The 15,398-nt window shown below is 43.1% G+C and carries 13 protein-coding genes; 3 read left to right on the top strand and 10 right to left on the bottom strand.

The annotated features are described in order from the left end of the window. Positions 1–139: 139 nt before the first annotated feature. Positions 140–1,408, top strand: a complete 1,269-nt coding sequence (locus ACIROD_RS19080; RefSeq protein ID WP_101223939.1) for a dicarboxylate/amino acid:cation symporter — start codon at positions 140–142, stop codon at positions 1,406–1,408. 116 nt (positions 1,409–1,524) lie between these two features. Further along, positions 1,525–2,196, top strand: a complete 672-nt coding sequence (locus tag ACIROD_RS19075) for a lysoplasmalogenase (RefSeq protein ID WP_402943118.1) — start codon at positions 1,525–1,527, stop codon at positions 2,194–2,196. 82 nt (positions 2,197–2,278) lie between these two features. On the opposite strand, the gene ACIROD_RS19070 is transcribed toward ACIROD_RS19075, so the two are convergent. From ACIROD_RS19070 to gltC, 3 genes are all read right to left on the bottom strand, one after another. Then, positions 2,279–3,478 carry a class I SAM-dependent rRNA methyltransferase gene (locus tag ACIROD_RS19070; protein WP_101223941.1) on the bottom strand — a complete coding sequence of 400 codons (1,200 nt, stop codon included), beginning with the start codon at positions 3,476–3,478 and terminating at the stop codon, positions 2,279–2,281. A gap of 110 nt (positions 3,479–3,588) precedes the next feature. After that, positions 3,589–4,581, bottom strand: coding sequence for a PTS sugar transporter subunit IIC (locus tag ACIROD_RS19065; protein WP_101224027.1), 993 nt, complete (start codon positions 4,579–4,581; stop codon positions 3,589–3,591). A 406-nt stretch (positions 4,582–4,987) separates the two neighbouring features. Then, positions 4,988–5,893 carry a glutamate biosynthesis transcriptional regulator GltC gene (gene gltC / locus ACIROD_RS19060; RefSeq protein WP_101223942.1) on the bottom strand — a complete coding sequence of 302 codons (906 nt, stop codon included), beginning with the start codon at positions 5,891–5,893 and terminating at the stop codon, positions 4,988–4,990. 160 nt (positions 5,894–6,053) lie between these two features. Here gltC and gdhA point away from each other — a divergent pair, with 160 nt between their 5' ends. Beyond that, positions 6,054–7,436, top strand: coding sequence for an NADP-specific glutamate dehydrogenase (gdhA, locus tag ACIROD_RS19055; protein WP_101223943.1), 1,383 nt, complete (start codon positions 6,054–6,056; stop codon positions 7,434–7,436). Positions 7,437–7,619: 183 nt separating this feature from the next. On the opposite strand, the gene rbsB is transcribed toward gdhA, so the two are convergent. The 7 genes from rbsB to ACIROD_RS19020 all read right to left on the bottom strand — a co-directional run bounded on the left by rbsB (position 7,620) and on the right by ACIROD_RS19020 (position 15,389). Continuing rightward, positions 7,620–8,540 carry a ribose ABC transporter substrate-binding protein RbsB gene (gene rbsB, locus ACIROD_RS19050; RefSeq protein WP_230176045.1) on the bottom strand — a complete coding sequence of 307 codons (921 nt, stop codon included), beginning with the start codon at positions 8,538–8,540 and terminating at the stop codon, positions 7,620–7,622. A 15-nt stretch (positions 8,541–8,555) separates the two neighbouring features. Beyond that, positions 8,556–9,500 (bottom strand): ABC transporter permease, encoded by a 945-nt coding sequence (locus ACIROD_RS19045; RefSeq protein WP_101223945.1) that lies wholly within the window; start codon positions 9,498–9,500, stop codon positions 8,556–8,558. Between the two features lies 1 nt (position 9,501). Next, positions 9,502–10,983 (bottom strand): sugar ABC transporter ATP-binding protein, encoded by a 1,482-nt coding sequence (locus ACIROD_RS19040; protein WP_101223946.1) that lies wholly within the window; start codon positions 10,981–10,983, stop codon positions 9,502–9,504. A gap of 18 nt (positions 10,984–11,001) precedes the next feature. Beyond that, positions 11,002–11,394, bottom strand: coding sequence for a D-ribose pyranase (rbsD, locus tag ACIROD_RS19035; protein ID WP_063234273.1), 393 nt, complete (start codon positions 11,392–11,394; stop codon positions 11,002–11,004). Further along, on the bottom strand, positions 11,391–12,275 hold the full coding sequence (gene rbsK / locus ACIROD_RS19030; RefSeq protein WP_101223947.1) for a ribokinase: 885 nt from the start codon (positions 12,273–12,275) through the stop codon (positions 11,391–11,393). Before rbsK ends, rbsD begins: the two co-directional genes overlap by 4 nt. Further along, positions 12,272–13,258, bottom strand: coding sequence for a LacI family DNA-binding transcriptional regulator (locus ACIROD_RS19025; RefSeq protein WP_402943110.1), 987 nt, complete (start codon positions 13,256–13,258; stop codon positions 12,272–12,274). Before ACIROD_RS19025 ends, rbsK begins: the two co-directional genes overlap by 4 nt. Before the next feature lie 319 nt (positions 13,259–13,577). Continuing rightward, entirely contained in the window at positions 13,578–15,389 is a 1,812-nt protein-coding gene (locus ACIROD_RS19020) for an IucA/IucC family protein (RefSeq protein WP_402943107.1), read from the bottom strand. Positions 15,390–15,398 lie beyond the last annotated feature (9 nt).

Here is a 15,398-nt window from a genome sequence, read left to right as displayed (position 1 = left end):
CATTCATTCCCCATTATTATTTATTGCATTTCTTCTTTTAACATTCCTTCCTATAAAAATATATTGTCAAACCTGATTTTAGAGTTGATAATGAAGTATATTTTTATTGATATCTTCATCCTGAAAGGACGGAATTTTAATGAAGAGTTTTATCAAAAACTATCGATCCTCTTTAATACTGCTCACTGCCATTATTATCGGCGGGATAGCGGGTGTAGTTTTCGGGGATAAAACCTCGATCATACAGCCTCTAGGGGACTTATTCTTAAATCTGATGTTCACGATCATCGTGCCATTGGTATTTTTCAGCATTGCTTCAGCGATTGCCAATATGAGCGGAATGAAGCGTCTCGGAAAAATCATGGGAAGTATCGTTCTCGTATTCCTGACAACAGCCGCTTTGGCTGCCGTCATTGGATTTATTGGGACAACCATTGTCAATCCGTTGGAAGGCACAGATACGACAGCCATTAAAGAACTGATGGAAAACAGTTCCCCTGAAGAGACCATAGAAGAAGTATCTTTCTTCAGTCAACTGGTCAACACGGTAACCGTTTCCGATTTCCCAGAACTGTTCTCCAGAAGCAATATGCTTCAGCTTATCGTTTTCTCAGTACTAATCGGACTTTCCACTGCACTGGTCGGTGAGAAAGCAAGACCGATTACTGAGTTTTTGACAGCGGGTACAGCTGTCATGATGAAGGTCGTCAAAATTGTGATGTACTATGCTCCAATTGGACTTGGTGCTTATTTTGCGGCGATTATCGGGCAGCTTGGGCCGCAGATTTTAGAAGGCTATGCTCGCACTTTCATTCTTTATCTAGTCTTGGCCTTGATTTATTATTTTGGCTTCTTCACTTTGTATGCCTTTATCGCAGGCGGGAAAGATGGAGTTAAATTATTTTGGAAAAATGCCCTGACACCATCCATTACAGCCATCGCCACTTGTTCTAGTGCCGCTTCCATTCCAGTCAATCTGGAATCGGTCAAGAAAATGGGCGTGCCAAAGGATATAGCGGAGACTGTCATCCCACTCGGAGCCAACACTCATAAAGATGGTTCGGTATTCGGCGGGGTATTGAAAATCGTTTTCCTATTCAGCTTATTTGGAAAGGATATGACAAGTATTTCAAGCATTTTAAGTATACTTGCTGTTGCCTTTTTGGTTGGAGCTGTTATGGGTGCCATTCCTGGAGGCGGCATGATTGGGGAAATGCTGATTCTTAGTGTATTCGGCTTCCCTGTGGAAGTCCTGCCTATCATTGCCGTTATATCAACAATCATCGATGCTCCCGCTACACTGCTTAACTCAACAGGAAACACGGTTTGTGCCATGCTTGTCACAAGGCTTGTTGAGGGGAAAAACTGGTTAAAACAAGCTTTCGTTAAAGAAAACTCAGCTGTATGATTCCCTTATAACTGACTGGCTCCTGGTTAAACAGGAGCCAGTTTTTTCATTTTCACGACTTTTGACAAGGGGTTCCTTCCCCTTACATAGAATTAAAGATTGAAGGAGGGAATGGAATGTTAAAGAAATGCCTACCTGCCGCAATCCTTATCACGGGACTAGCATATATTTTTCTTATACCGGAAGAGCCTTTGATCATCAAAATACTGTTCAAGATACTCCCCATGTTATTGATTTTGCTCTACGCCCGGACAAATGTGAGAAGACGGGATCGTTACCAATCCTTAATCTTTCTTGGTTTATTCTTTTGTATGCTTGGAGATGGTTTGTTGATTTGGTTCGTCATCGGGCTTTCCGCCTTCTTGATCGGCCACCTTTTCTATATTACGGCATTCCTTGGACTATGGAACTTTTCATGGCACCGATTTGCGACGATTGTTCCGATTAGCATTTACTCCACTTGGATTAGCCGTGAAATTGTACATTCGTTAATCGAAAGAGGTGAACATAACCTCATCATCCCTGTGATCTGTTATGTAACGGTCATCTCCCTCATGGGCTGGGCGGCATTTATGACCGGAAATACGGCCGCAATCATCGGCGGGGTCCTATTCGTGATTTCCGACTCCATTTTATCTTGGAACAAATTTATCGATGATGTTGCCTATTCTGGCCCAATGATCATGCTTACCTACTATGCAGCCCAGTTTTGCATCGCTAACAGCATTCGCATGAAACCTTCCTTTCATTTATCGAAAGGTTTGAAAAGTGAACGGCCTATCCAGTGAATCTGAATGTCCAATCGTTCCACATGAAACATTTATATTAAAAAAGGCGTTCACAGCCCTGCTTGAACTGTGACGCCCTTACTTAACCTTTAATTTTCTTAATGAAGACTACTTTTAAATAATCCCCTTCCTTATATTCCCTTATCGTTTTAAAATCAGCCGGTAATGAGAATTCTTCCATGATCTCATATTTTCCATTCATTTCCTTAAAAGCAACATCAATGAAGCTCTTGAATTTTTTCATGTCAAACGTACTGCAATTAGTTGAGGCGATAATGATCCCATTGTCTTCCGTAATGGAAATGGTATCCTTCAATAGATTGGCATAGTCTTTCCCGGCACTGAAAGTAAACTTCTTCGATTTGGCAAAGCTTGGCGGATCGAGGATGACCATTTCAAATTTCAAAGCCTTCTTCACTGCATATTTAAAATACTTGAAAACATCCATCACCACGATATTGTGAGCTTCGGGATCTATTCCATTCACACTGAACTGCTCGATCGTCTTTGGTAAACTGCGATTCGCCAGGTCGACACTAGTTGTTTTAACAGCACCGCCTAAAGCGGCAAACACGGAGAATGCCCCCGTATAGGAGAACATATTCAACACGGTTTTCCCTTTTGCGTATTCATCCCGGATTTTCCTTCTGACATCGCGTTGATCAAGGAAGACACCGACCATTGCCCCATCATTCAGATAAACAGCAAAATGGACTCCATTCTCCTTTACAAGAAGCGGAAATGCCGGCTGTTCGCCCATGACAAAATCGTCTTCATCCACGTACTGCCCCTTTGTATCAAAGCGTTTCTTCTGATAAATCGATTTGACCTCGACCGTTTCCTGCAATGCCTTAATGATGTAGTCCTTAAAGGAATATATCCCTTTGCTATACCAGCTAATGACATAGTGACCATCATAATGATCAATGATTAAACCGCCAATTCCATCACCTTCCCCATTAAACAAGCGGAAAGCTGTAGTCTCCCCATCTTCAAAAAAAGACTTTCGGAATTCATATGCTGCCTGGATTTTGCCGTTGAAGAAGGATTGATCGATCTTTTCATTTTCTCTTCGGGTCAATACCCAGCCATAGCCCTTATTCTGTTTACCATAATAACCTTTTGCCAGAAAGCGGTTGTTTTCATCCACCAAACGCACCAAGGACCCCTCTTCCTGAAGGTCATTAAGGTTGGCTATCGACTCTTTAACAATCAAGGGAAAACCCTTTGCGATTTTACTCACGAACTTAGCTTTCACTTTTATATCAATTTCTTTTCCCATCCATATCATCCTATCTATGCAATTGCTTTCCTCCCCATTTTACCCTAATCCCTTTATAAATAAAAACCAGCCCGGTTCCTTAACCAGGCTGGTTTCCAAGAAAACTATGATTATGAAACTTCCAAATGAAGATCGCCTGGCTTAACTTTACCCATCATCTTCAATACCCGATGCAAGGCAAGTGTGATTACAGCTGGCAATACCATACCAACTGCCACATAAACCAAGAACGTGTACAGCCCCTGACCAGTTATGATGGCAATCGGGGCAATCATTGAACTTAACCCCATGCCTCCAAGCTCATACGGCACTTGAAAATCGAATGCCAGGGTAGCGATAGGCGCACAGATGATTGCCGCCACAAAAGGGGGAATTACATATAATGGCTTTTTGATCAAGTTAGGAAATTGGACTTTTGGTGTAACGACCATCTGTGCCAGGAACCCCCCCATATCATTATCTTTATAAGACATGACAGTGAATCCGACAAACTGAACGGTACATCCGATTAGAGCTGCAGCACTGGAAACGGGATCTAATTGCAGGGCAATCGCCAGTGCAGCGGAAGACGCCGGTGTCATCAATAAAATGCTCCATACCAAGGCTATGACCATGGAACCGATTAAGGGAGAACCCTCGACCGCAGCGGTGGTTTGACTGCTTATCCATGTTAGGAGCGGAGTGGTGACAAGAGCCAGGCCATATCCAGAAACTCCACCGACCAGAACAGCGCCCATTGGGATGGCCATGATATCCAACTTCGTTTTGCCGATTAGGCGCTTACCTATATATGTTGCAATCACTGCCGCCAAGACAGCACTTAGTGGCTGACCCGTTACAATCGTGAAGGCACCCTCAGCAGTTCTGTGAATGGCAGCACCTCCAACAGCACTTGAAGCCATGGCGCTAAAGATAATTAATGAATTTCCTCCGAGCTGATATGCGATACCTGCTCCTAAAGCTGGCGCTAGCAAGACCTTGGCAGCCCCGCCTATTGCCATGAAGACCTCCCAGCCTAAATAGCCCCCTATGGATTCAAACAATAACCCGATCCCTAATGTAACCAAGACTGCGTTGGCTATCCCTGTTGATGCCTTGTACATTCGATCGCTGATGTATTCTTTCCTGCTCACTTTATCTCCACTCCTTATCTATTATCTGAATATTCAATTTAGGAAAATCGAAAAAAAAATAAAGGTCTTCATTAAAAAAGCCTATCAAGTATATCGTACCGCTGCCTAAATGTCTGCTAATGTCTGTTCGTATAATAACATGAATTTTCTGATAATGTAAGTGGTATTTTTATTCTGAAAAAATAAAAGCGCTTTCAAAAATAAAGATTTAACACATTACTATTCAATAAAAACTAATAAATTATTATTCCAAAATAATTTATACCCATTTTAAGATGTCTATATGGAGATATTTCGGTACATTTGCAACAAAAAAAAGAACCCGATTAAGGATTCTCCCATTAGCTGGATTTATGACTTTACTAATATACCCATCCTATTTTTGAAAACCTTCCAATTTTGCAAAAGTGTCCTTCAAATATTGGTAAAACAATTTCTCCGTGGGCATCAGTTCCCTATCAGTTGGAACGATGACACCTACAGCCCTGGTAACAGAAGGTTCCTCCAGCGGCAATTTAACCGTAAAACGCGGCAAGCTATCGACTAAGGAAATCTCAGGTATCAAGGTTATACCCAGGCCTGCTGCCACCAGGCCTTTTATGGCATCAGTATCTTTTCCTTCAAATGCCACTTCCGGTTCAAAGCCATGCAGTTTGCAAGCTTTCATAACGAGATCCCTTAATACATAACCCTTTGGAGATAGGATGAACGGGTTTCCTTGAAGCTCATTCAAGTGTAGTGATTTCTTTAAGGCCAAAGGATGACTTTCTGGTAAAAGGGCAACTAACTTCTCAATAAATAGCGTTTCACCTTTGATTTTCTTTTCATTCATCGGCAGAGGACCGATCAATGCCATGTTAATGTTACCTTTAATTACCGAATCTATCAGGTATCGATATGAACCTTGTTTCAATGTGAATTTTGCCTGCGGATAACTTTCCCTGAAGTCGGAAATGACCCTTGGCAATACATAAGAAGCTAAACTGCTGGGAAAGCCAATCCGGATTGTCCCTTTTTCTGGGTGCAGGCTTTCAGCCATCTCACGTTTGGCACGATCGATTATATCCATAGCTTGCTCCATATTCGCTAAAAAGGTATGTCCGATAGGCGTCAATCTAATCTTTCGGCCATCCCTGATAAATAGTGGCACGCCTAATTCTTCTTCTAAATTGTAGATTTGACGACTGACAGCTGACTGGGCAACATGCAAGTTCACTGCTGCTTCCGTCATATGTTCACGCTTTGCCACTTCAATGAAATATTCGATTTGCCTTAATTCCACTCTAAGCTCCCTCTTCCATATCAAAACAGCATGCTACTTATCTAATATTCAGATTGTTTGTTTTATTTTTAAATTATATCATGAAAGTATCATATAAAAACCGATATCTTATTCAATTAGTATTTTAAAACTACTATATTACCTTAAGGGAGAGAGAACAATGACCACTTCACAAGAAGTCGAGCATGAGGAATTACAAGTTGCCAAAGAGTTTGTAAGTCAAGTATACGCACAGGTAAAGGAGCGTAATCCTCACGAAAATGAGTTCCATCAAGCCGTAAAGGAGATATTCCTTTCACTGATCCCTGTTTTTGCAAAACATCCAGAATATATGAAAAGCGGGATATTGGAGAGGCTGGTTGAACCCGAAAGAATGATCACCTTCCGTGTTTCTTGGGTTGATGACCTGGGCAATGTTCAAGTAAACCGTGGTTTTCGTGTGCAATTCAACAGTGCAATCGGACCATTCAAAGGCGGTCTCCGATTCCATCCCACTGTCAATTCCAGCATCATAAAGTTTCTTGGTTTCGAGCAAATCTTTAAAAACTCTCTTACTGGCCAGCCGATCGGCGGGGGAAAAGGCGGGTCGGACTTCGATCCAAAAGGAAAATCGGACGCAGAAATCATGCGTTTTTGCCAAAGCTTCATGTCGGAACTATCTCGCTATATCGGCCCTGATACAGACGTACCGGCTGGTGACATCGGAGTCGGTGCAAGAGAGATTGGATACCTGTTCGGTCAATATAAAAAGATGCAAGGCAGCTACCATGCCGGTGTTCTAACTGGTAAAGGTATAAGTTACGGAGGAAGCTTGGCCCGTACAGAAGCGACTGGATATGGAACGGTTTACTTCGTCGAGGAGATGCTCAATGACAAAGGGTTACAATTCCATGGCAGCACTGCAGTTATTTCCGGATCTGGCAATGTATCCATTTATGCCATTGAAAAAGCTACACAGCTAGGCGCAAAAGTGGTTGCATGCAGCGATTCAAATGGCTACATATATGATGAAAATGGTCTTAACCTGGATACAGTTAAACGGTTAAAAGAAGTGGAACGAAAACGCTTGAGCGAATATGTCGATGCGCACCCGGAAGCTGTATATCATGAAGGGAGCTACGGTATTTGGTCTGTACCATGCGACATCGCACTGCCTTGTGCCACACAAAATGAAATCGATGAAGAAGCAGCAAAACTACTGGTCAAAAATAATGTGAAGGCAGTCGGTGAGGGTGCTAATATGCCTTCAACCCTTGAGGCCATTGAAGTATTCCTTAATAACGGCATCCTTTTTGGACCAGCAAAAGCAGCCAATGCTGGCGGTGTAGCCGTGTCTGCACTCGAAATGGCCCAAAACAGCGCCAGGATGCCTTGGACTTTCGAAGAAGTCGATGCCAAGCTGCATGAAATCATGAAAAACATCTATAAAAACAGTGTAGAGGCTGCAGAAGCATATGGTGAGCCTGGCAACTTAGTTGTTGGGGCCAATATTGCCGGATTCCTTAAAGTGGCGGATGCGATGCTGACTCAAGGTATACTCTAGCAATCAGTTGATTTAGGAGGCGGTCCGACATGGGCCGCCTTACTTTTGTAAAAGAAGGATCTCACTTTCTTATACTCTCTCATTCATATCAATTCAAGCTGAATATCCACAATCAGATAACATCAATGGAATTAAAAAAGGAGTGCCGGAAAAGTTCCGGCACCCTCATTGTTTGTTTGACAATCATTCTTTGGTGACCAATTTCAATGGAACGGATATTGTGTCATCCACTTTGTCGCCTTTTAAGATTTTTTCAGCCGCATTAACCGCTTCTTCACCGATAAGTGCCGGTTGTTGGGCGATTGTAGCTTTTAGTTCACCGTTTTCAACTGCTTTCAATGCATCATCATTTCCGTCAAAACCAACCACGATGATGTCTTTTCCAGCTGCCTTGATTGCTTCAATGGCTCCTAGTGCCATTTCATCATTATGGGCGAATACCGCTTGGATGTCTTTATTGCCTTGCAGGATATTTTCCATGACGTTAAGCCCTTTTGTCCGGTCGAATTCCGCCGTCTGGCTTGTCTGGACATCTAACTGCTTGTCCGCAATATTGTGGAAACCTTTCCCGCGTTCACGAGTTGCAGATGCACCGGATACCCCTTCAAGTTCCACTACTTTCGCTTTTTCGCCAAGCTCCTTAACTAGATATTCTGCAGCCATTTCCCCGCCAGCCACATTGTCGGAAGCGATGAACGTTTCAATATCCCCTTCGTCTGAAGAGCGGTCAATCGTGATAACGGGAATGCCCGCTTCATTAGCTGATTGAACGGCTGAAGATATTGCCGCAGAGTCAGTAGGATTCACAAGAAGGACATCAACCTTTTGAAGGATTAGATCTTCAATTCCGCTGATTTGTTTTGCCGTATCATCTTGGGCGTCAACAACTGTGACTTTCATGCCTTTTTCTTTTGCTTCTTTTTCAATACCATCTTTTAAGGAAACGAAGAATGGATTGTTTAAAGTAGAGATGCTGACTCCGACTTTCACGTCTTTCATGGAGTCTTTCTTTTCCTTTTTATCATCTGTTAGACCAGAATCCATTGAACAGGCAGCCAAGACCATTAAAGAAAGAACCATGATGATCGATACTAATTTTTTCATTGATTACACCTCTTCTTATGATTTTTTACGGTCAAGTAAGACCGCGATTAATATAACTGCACCTTTCACCACTTGCTGGTAAAAAGAGGATACACCAAGTAAATTCATGCCGTTATTCAAGGTACCGATGATCAGGACACCGACCAGCGTTCCGAACAACCGCCCTTTACCGCCTGAAAGGCTCGTTCCGCCCAGCACCACGGCTGCGATGGCATCCATTTCATAGGATTGGCCTGCCGTCGGCTGTGCCGAATTCAGACGGGATGTCAAAATGGCACCGGCAATGGCCGCCATCGTACCGGCCAGACCATAGATGGCCACTTTGACTCGGTCAACTTTAATCCCCGAAATACGGGAAGCCCTTTCATTTCCTCCAATGGCATAAGTTTTACGGCCAAAAGATGTTTTATGAAGCAGGAACCATAGGATTAAAAAAGCGATGACCATCACAACGGCCGGTACTGGCACTCCAAGGAAGTAACCTCTCCCAAGCATCTGGAACATAACGGAATCGCCAATTCCGGTAATCGGCTTTCCATCCGTATACACAAGCGTTAATCCCCGGAAAATCGTCATGGTGGCCAGTGTCACGATGAAAGGGGCCATTTTTCCCTTTGAAACGAGTATCCCATTGATTACACCCATTATTGCACCTAGTAGAATGCCTACTAATATTGCTAAAATCGGATCTAATCCCGAGACCATCATACCAGCCATAAGTGCGCTGGATAGAGCTAAAATGGAACCGACGGACAAGTCGATGCCGCCTGTCAATATGATAAAGGTCATTCCAAATGCAATAAGTGCATTGATGGAGGTTTGACGCAATAAATTCAATATATTATTCGGTTCCATGAATGATGGATTTAAAACGGTTATTACGATAAATAAAAGTACCAGGGCGAGTAAAGGACCGAATTTCTGCCAAATCCCGCTTTTCCCTGTAGCCTCAAGTTTCATCCTAGTTCCCTCCTGTCGCCAATGCCATAATTTTTTCTTGCGTCGCTTCCTGCTTTAACAATTCCCCAGCTATCTCACCTTCGTGAACGACAAGGATTCTATCACTCATTCCAATGACTTCCGGAAGCTCTGACGAAACCATGATTATGGCGATGCCTCGCTCCGTCAATTCATTCATCAACTCGTAAATTTCACGTTTTGCGCCAACATCTATGCCTCTGGTCGGTTCATCCATAATTAAAACTTTAGGGGAAGTCCCGATCCATTTGGCTATTACCACCTTCTGTTGATTTCCTCCGGATAGATTGCCGATTACCGTTTCAGCAGAAGATGTCTTTACATGAAGCCGCTTAATCATCATTTCGGCAAAGTTCATCTCATCTTCCGTTTTTACGATTCCGTTAGGAGCAAAACTTTTGAGATTCGGCAAGCCGATATTTTCCCTTACGGAAAAGTCCAGGATCAATCCCTCTTCTTTACGATTTTCCGTAATGAAAGCCAGGCCGTGTCGAACTGCATCCGTTGGTTTTCGTATGGAAACCTTCTTGCCTTCAATGGCGATTTCACCCCTGTCTATTTGGTCGACACCAAAAAGGGCACGCATTATTTCTGTTCTTCCTGCTCCCATCAATCCGGCGACACCGACAATCTCACCTTGGCGAACCGCGAAATGGATATCTTCAAAAAGCCCCTTTTTAGTTAAACCCTTTACATCAAGGACTATGTCGCCAAGGTTCGCTTCACGATGAGGAAAACGATCCTCCAGCTCCCGCCCTACCATTTTTTGAACGACTTCATCGAAATTTGTATCTGCAATTCTTTTCGTATCGACGGTTTTTCCGTCACGCATTACGGTGATCCTGTCACAAATGGCGAATATTTCTTCCATCCGATGAGAAATATAAACAAGCGATACACCCTTTTTGGTAAGACCCTTCATCACTTCAAAGAGCTTCTCTATTTCCCTATCAGTTAAAGCTGCTGTGGGCTCGTCCATGATGATGACTTCGGCATCCGTCATGAGCGCCTTGGCAATTTCAATCATTTGCTGTTCCCCGACAGAACAAAATCCGGCTTCCTTATCAAAAGGAAGGGAAATATTAAGTGTTTTAAAAATCTCGTTTGCACGCGCTTTCATTTGTTTCGTCTTCAGGACACCGAAGGCATTCACCATTTCCCTGCCGATAAATAGATTCTCCAGCACGGTCATTTCTGGCCAAATATTCAATTCCTGACGGATGAAGGCCATTCCCGCCTCTTCCGCTTCCTTTGAATCCTTGAATGAGGTTTCTTTACCGTTAATCTCGATCGTTCCTTGATCTTGTTTATGCAGCCCGGTCAAAATGTTCATCAAGGTTGATTTCCCCGCACCATTTTCTCCCATTAGCGCATGTACTTCCCCAGCCTCTAAAGAAAAATGAACACCTTCCAATACCTTGTTTTGACCAAATGCTTTATAAATATTGTGCATTTCGATTTGCATGCTCATCATCTCATTTCTTTAAAAGAATACTCCAGACTGCAATATGCAATTTGAATATGGCGTCGTCTCCCCGGTCCGGATTATTGCTTTCGCGTTGCTTGTCAGCCTTTTAAAATCCTCATGGGAAACATATTCAATCGCTGCTCCGAATTGCTGCTCCATATATTGATGCTGTTCCGGGTTTTTAACCTTCACTTCTGTGGCAGCGATAACTTTTTCAACAACCATATCTTCGTGAATTGCCCGGACGACATCTTGAAATGATGGTGTTCCAGGCGTCAATGCTAAGTCTATCTTACAAACTCCAGGTGGCACCGGCAGCCCGGCATCACCTACGACAATATAATCGGTATGACCAAGGTCAACCAGGACCTTGGCTATTGAACTATTGATGATTCCTTGACGTTTCATGCTTCAAAGCCCCTCTCGACCTCTATCCTTTGCGGCATGCCGCCTTGGGCTCCTAACTTCGTCACGGAAATGGATGCTGCCCGGTTCGCGAATACCAAACATTCGTCAAAACTTTTTCCTTCTGCAACAGCCACGGCAAAGGCAGCATTGAATGTATCCCCTGCGCCTGTCGTATCCACCGCTTCCACTTCAAAGCTTGGAACAACCTTTTCTTCATGTCCGTCAAAATAACGGACGCCATTTTTTCCTTCGGTAATGAATAATTTATTGGGATGCTCAGTCAAGACTTCCGTTCTATCTCTCCCATTGAATAGTATTTCGAATTCATGTTCATTTGGAGTAAGGAATGATGCCTGTTGAATGACAGCCTCACTTAGCTTGCGGGCGGGAGCTGGGTTCAAAAGTAATCTCTTTTGAAGCGTGCTGCACAACTCAGCCAGATATTCCACCGTTTCCTCAGGTATTTCCTGCTGAACCAACACGATATCCGATTCCTCTATTACCTTTTTCGCCTTTTGTACATATTCAGGAGTAATGAAATCATTCGCACCCTTTACGACAATAATGCTGTTATCACCTTCCGAAAGGGTAATGTGTGCTGTCCCTGAAGCGGAACCTGTAACCGGTTCCACATACTTCGTGTTTACATGATTTTTTTTCAGGTTATCTAAGATGATCTCTCCATACACATCATCTCCTACACATCCAACCATCGACACTTCTGCACCAAGACGTGCCGCTGCAACAGCCTGGTTGGCTCCCTTTCCTCCAGGAACCGTGATAAATGACTCCCCTAAAACCGTTTCACCAGCCATTGGCCGCTTGGCTGATGTCACAACTAAGTCCATTGAGGAACTTCCCACTACAGCAATTCTAATCATGTCTTCTCCGCCTTCCTTCTCGTTGTTTGTCTCTCCACAAAAGAAACAGGGAGCTTTTCATGTGTTACTTCCAATTTTTCTTGATTGATCCTTTTAATTAGCATTTCCGCGGCTTGTGCCCCCATCTCATAGGCTGGCTGCCTAATTGTAGATAACGGCGGGTGCAATAACGCTGTGAAGGCGATATCATCATAGCCGATCAATTGTATGTCTTCCGGTATCCGTATTCCCCGTTTTAAAATCTCTTGAAGTGCGGCGGCTGCAACAATATCATTACAAGCTATAATTCCATCCGTTTCCGGATATTGCTCGAACAGCTGCTTCACGCAAGTTTGGCCGCCTTGAAGAGTTAGGGATGAATCCATGACTTGCACGTTAACTTTTGCTTGTTTCAATTCTTCGTATGCTGCCATGTACCGTTCATAAACAGGCTTTATTTCGACTGGCCCCCTAATGAGGACGATATTCGTACTGCCTCTATCCAGCAATACGCGTGCTGCCAGCTTACCGCCTGTCTTTTGATCGGAATAAACAGCTGGTAATTTCTCTGCTGTACGGTCGAGAAGGACAACTGGAATATCCAGATTATCGAAATTTTCATTGGCTTCTTCACTAGTTGAAGCAATCATGCCCACTACATTATTTTGCAGGAATGTGTCGATATATTCTATTTCTTTATCTCTCTTTTCATCACTATTTCCAAAAATTAACCGAAAACCAAATTGCTGAAGATAATCCTCCACACCTCTAGCCATTTCTGGGAAGAAAGGATTCGTAATGTCCGGCAAAATCAAACCAACCAATTTGGATTTACGTTTGTAGAGGGATCTTGCCACTTCATTCGGTTTATAATTTAATTTCTCAACAGCTGCCATGACCACCTTTTTTGTGTCCTCATGTGCATAACCACTGCCATTCATAACTCTGGAAACCGTTGCCACAGAAACCCCAGCTTCCTTTGCCACATCCCGAATAGTTGCCAATATATCACCCTCAATAATTTTGTGTAACCGTTTACACATAGCTTATCACCAATTTAAATGCACGGCAAGCCCTCTTCCAAAGATATTTTTTTGGGAATTTGACCCAAACTCGAAGTTCTACCTAACCGGTAAAGCTAAGTTGATTGGAGTGGAAGGTACGAGACTCCTGCGGGAAAAGCGTGTCTAGGGAGACCCCACAGGCGCAAGCCGAGGAGGCTCCCTGACCGCCCACGGAAAGCGAGTGCCTGGAGCGGAAATCAACGGTCAAATTGATAAACCCCATAAGAAAACTGGCTCAAAAGTCTGAGCCAGTTTAACTTTATAGCGTTTTTGCAGGTAACTTTTCATAAAGGGCATTATTCACATACCCAAACTCAGATGCATGCGGACGGTCTTCACCATCGCTATACCCATATTGAAGCATCCGATTTCTATTCAGGCAGAGTTTTGTTAATTTTGGCGCAAAGAAATTGAATGTATCGAAACGATCCTGTAACATAGGGAATTTTTTCTGATGTGTCAGGATTGTTAGGGCGACGCCTTCCCAGAAAGCATTCTCATCCAAAAGGGACCTCTTCATCAGAAGTGTTGACAAGTATCGGAAATGACAGATGAATAGTCCCGTGAAAATGAATTGAACAAGCCCCTCGGGAGTCTCACTTCTTAGTACTTTCCTTAAATCATCAGGAAGGCTGCTTAATTCAGGAAGCGGCTGATCACTGATGTTTACATCATCTACAAAATCCTTGATGGCCAAACGGTGAGGCTTGTAATCCTTCAAAACTAATATGGTATTTTGACCATGCGGTGAGAAGACCAATCCATATTGATAGATAAAATGTAGTAATGGTGATAGGATGACGTCGAATAATTGAGCTGTCCAGGCTTCTGCAGTCAATCCCGATTTTTCAATAAGGCTTTCCACATATGGTTTACCTTTGCTGTCCACATGTAAAAGGGATGCAAGCGTAATGGGCTTTTCGCCTTCCTCCATATAACTGTAAATACTTTCTCTCCAAATCCCCCCCAGCATCTCTAAATATTGATACGGTACATTCTCTAGCTTGGAATAATACGGGTGATCAACATTTAGACTGGCCACTTCACCAGGAAGCACTACTTTGCATTGTTCTTTCAAGAATGAGTCATTTTCATAAATGTTCTTTATATACGCTGTGATTTTTGGGGCAATGACTGTGCGTTCAGCTGGCAATCCACGGTAGACTAGCGTATTTAAAATGCTCATTGGCAGCTTGACATGGTTTTTATCCTTGTTCGATACATTAACAAATGTCCGGATGGATTGTTGCGGCAAATACTTATCGGGACCATTTCCCAAAGCTACGATCAGCCCTTTAGCCAGGTCATCGGTAAAGTTCTGGATGATTACATTTTTCCACTGCCATTCATGAACAGGGAGGTAGTAATAGTTTTCTGCGTTCAGCCCTTTTTCCGTCAATATCTTTGCAAATGATTTTTGGGTTTCCCCATCCAGTTCATTCTCCATCAATTGCTTATAAGATAACGTTTCGACTGAATTGAATTCACCCCTCGTTTTATGGACGGCAATCCAAGATAACTGAACTTCCTTCTGGTTTTCTGGAGCGAACTGCAAATAATCATCATAACCGAAACCGATTCTTCCCTTATTATAAGCAATCCAAGGGTGACCGCTCATTTCTCCTTCAAGTAATGCATAATCCAGTTCGACTAAATCATCCGCATCCTGTTCAGGTTTGGAAAGCAGTTGGAGATCCGCAAGCAGCGTATGATGGAATTCTTTCATTAAATGTCCTGTTGTTTCTGCAGTCATCCCAATTAACGGCTGGATGTCCAAAATGAATTGAATGGCATCCTTGGCCTGTGTAAAGCCTTCCGTTTCACATACCTGGATCGACTCAGCCTGTACTTCGTAGCTGTCAAAAAGACGGGGCCTCGCCAAAAACCGATAAGATTTCCCCTTATTTATCTTTAACTCATATAAGTTTCCTGCTGTATTTTCGTTCAGGACAGCTGGATGGATCATATCTTCATACATATACTCAGAAATCATCTTGGCCAGCAGGTTTTGGTTTACTATCGACCAATTTTTTTCTGAAACTGCCTGTTCCACTTCATTTATGAACTGCATATAAATTCT

The organism is Peribacillus sp. NPDC101481 (assembly GCF_044767165.1).
Lineage (GTDB): Bacteria > Bacillota > Bacilli > Bacillales > DSM-1321 > Peribacillus.
This window is presented reverse-complemented; position numbering and strand designations above follow the sequence as displayed.